The sequence below is a fragment of the Bacillus sp. FJAT-29937 genome (assembly GCF_001509555.1).
In the GTDB taxonomy this organism is placed as follows: domain Bacteria; phylum Bacillota; class Bacilli; order Bacillales; family Cytobacillaceae; genus Cytobacillus.
The window spans coordinates 9,069-11,927 of sequence record NZ_LMAS01000011.1 but is presented as its reverse complement, the minus strand read 5'-3'; the positions used below and the strand labels follow the sequence as shown (position 1 = coordinate 11,927).

At 53.0% G+C, this 2,859-nt stretch carries 1 rRNA gene; it reads right to left on the bottom strand.

Annotated elements, in window-relative coordinates:
* A 23S ribosomal RNA gene (locus AR328_RS18900) occupies nucleotides 1-2,859 on the bottom strand.

Here is a 2,859-nt window from a genome sequence, read left to right as displayed (position 1 = left end):
ATCATCTTTCAGGGGTCTTACTAGCTTGACGCTATGGGAAATCTCATCTCGAGGGGGGCTTCATGCTTAGATGCTTTCAGCACTTATCCCGTCCGCACATAGCTACCCAGCTATGCCTTTGGCAAGACAACTGGTACACCAGCGGTGCGTCCATCCCGGTCCTCTCGTACTAAGGACAGCTCCTCTCAAATTTCCTGCGCCCACGACGGATAGGGACCGAACTGTCTCACGACGTTCTGAACCCAGCTCGCGTACCGCTTTAATGGGCGAACAGCCCAACCCTTGGGACCGACTACAGCCCCAGGATGCGATGAGCCGACATCGAGGTGCCAAACCTCCCCGTCGATGTGGACTCTTGGGGGAGATAAGCCTGTTATCCCCGGGGTAGCTTTTATCCGTTGAGCGATGGCCCTTCCATGCGGAACCACCGGATCACTAAGCCCGACTTTCGTCCCTGCTCGACTTGTAGGTCTCGCAGTCAAGCTCCCTTATGCCTTTACACTCTTCGAATGATTTCCAACCATTCTGAGGGAACCTTTGGGCGCCTCCGTTACTTTTTAGGAGGCGACCGCCCCAGTCAAACTGCCCACCTGACACTGTCTCCCGCCCCGATCAGGGGCGCGGGTTAGAATTTCAATACAGCCAGGGTAGTATCCCACCGATGCCTCCACCGAAGCTGGCGCTCCGGCTTCCAAGGCTCCTACCTATCCTGTACAAGCTGTACCGAAATTCAATATCAGGCTACAGTAAAGCTCCACGGGGTCTTTCCGTCCTGTCGCGGGTAACCTGCATCTTCACAGGTACTATAATTTCACCGAGTCTCTCGTTGAGACAGTGCCCAGATCGTTACGCCTTTCGTGCGGGTCAGAACTTACCTGACAAGGAATTTCGCTACCTTAGGACCGTTATAGTTACGGCCGCCGTTTACTGGGGCTTCAATTCAGAGCTTCGCTTGCGCTAACCCCTCCTCTTAACCTTCCAGCACCGGGCAGGCGTCAGCCCCTATACTTCGCCTTGCGGCTTCGCAGAGACCTGTGTTTTTGCTAAACAGTCGCCTGGGCCTATTCACTGCGGCTCATCCGGGCTATTCACCCAAATGAGCACCCCTTCTCCCGAAGTTACGGGGTGATTTTGCCGAGTTCCTTAACGAGAGTTCTCTCGCTCACCTTAGGATTCTCTCCTCGCCTACCTGTGTCGGTTTGCGGTACGGGCACCTTTTCCCTCGCTAGAGGCTTTTCTTGGCAGTGTGGATTCAGGAACTTCGGTACTATATTTCCCTCGCTATCACAGCTCAAGCTTCACGCAAGCGGGATTTGCCTCGCTTGCACTCTAACTGCTTAGACGCGCTATTCCAGCAGCGCGCTTACCCTATCCTCCTGCGTCCCCCCATTGCTCAAACGGTAAAGAGGTGGTACAGGAATATCAACCTGTTGTCCATCGCCTACGCTTTTCAGCCTCGGCTTAGGCCCCGACTAACCCTGAGCGGACGAGCCTTCCTCAGGAAACCTTAGGCATTCGGTGGATGGGATTCTCACCCATCTTTCGCTACTCATACCGGCATTCTCACTTCTAAGCGCTCCACCAGTCCTTACGGTCTAGCTTCAACGCCCTTAGAACGCTCTCCTACCACTGACATCGCAGATGTCAATCCACAGCTTCGGTGATACGTTTAGCCCCGGTACATTTTCGGCGCAGAGTCACTCGACCAGTGAGCTATTACGCACTCTTTAAATGGTGGCTGCTTCTAAGCCAACATCCTGGTTGTCTAAGCAACTCCACATCCTTTTCCACTTAACGTATACTTTGGGACCTTAACTGGTGGTCTGGGCTGTTTCCCTCTTGACTACGGATCTTATCACTCGCAGTCTGACTCCCATGGATAAGTCTTTGGCATTCGGAGTTTGTCTGAATTCGGTAACCCGATGAGGGCCCCTAGTCCAAACAGTGCTCTACCTCCAAGACTCTTACTACATGAGGCTAGCCCTAAAGCTATTTCGGAGAGAACCAGCTATCTCCAAGTTCGATTGGAATTTCTCCGCTACCCACACCTCATCCCCGCACTTTTCAACGTGCGTGGGTTCGGTCCTCCATCCAGTGTTACCTGGACTTCAACCTGGACATGGGTAGGTCACCTGGTTTCGGGTCTACGACCACATACTAATACGCCCTATTCAGACTCGCTTTCGCTGCGGCTCCGTCTATACAACTTAACCTCGCATGTAATCGTAACTCGCCGGTTCATTCTACAAAAGGCACGCCATCACCCGTTAAAGGGCTCTGACTACTTGTAGGCACACGGTTTCAGGAACTATTTCACTCCCCTTCCGGGGTGCTTTTCACCTTTCCCTCACGGTACTGGTTCACTATCGGTCACTAGGGAGTATTTAGCCTTGGGAGATGGTCCTCCCTGCTTCCGACGGGATTTCACGTGTCCCGCCGTACTCAGGATCCACTCTGGAGGGAACGAAGTTTCAACTACAGGGCTTTTACCTTCTCTGGCCGGCCTTTCCAGACCTGTTCATTTACCTCGTTCCTTTGTAACTCCGTGTAGAGTGTCCTACAACCCCAAGAGGCAAGCCTCTTGGTTTGGGCTAATCCCGTTTCGCTCGCCGCTACTCAGGGAATCGCGTTTGCTTTCTCTTCCTCCGGGTACTTAGATGTTTCAGTTCCCCGGGTCTGCCTTCCATACCCTATGTATTCAGGTAAAGATACTGTTCCATTACGAACAGTGGGTTCCCCCATTCGGAAATCTCCGGATCAAAGCTTACTTACAGCTCCCCGAAGCATATCGGTGTTAGTCCCGTCCTTCATCGGCTCCTAGTGCCAAGGCATTCACCGTGCGCCCTTATTAACTTAACC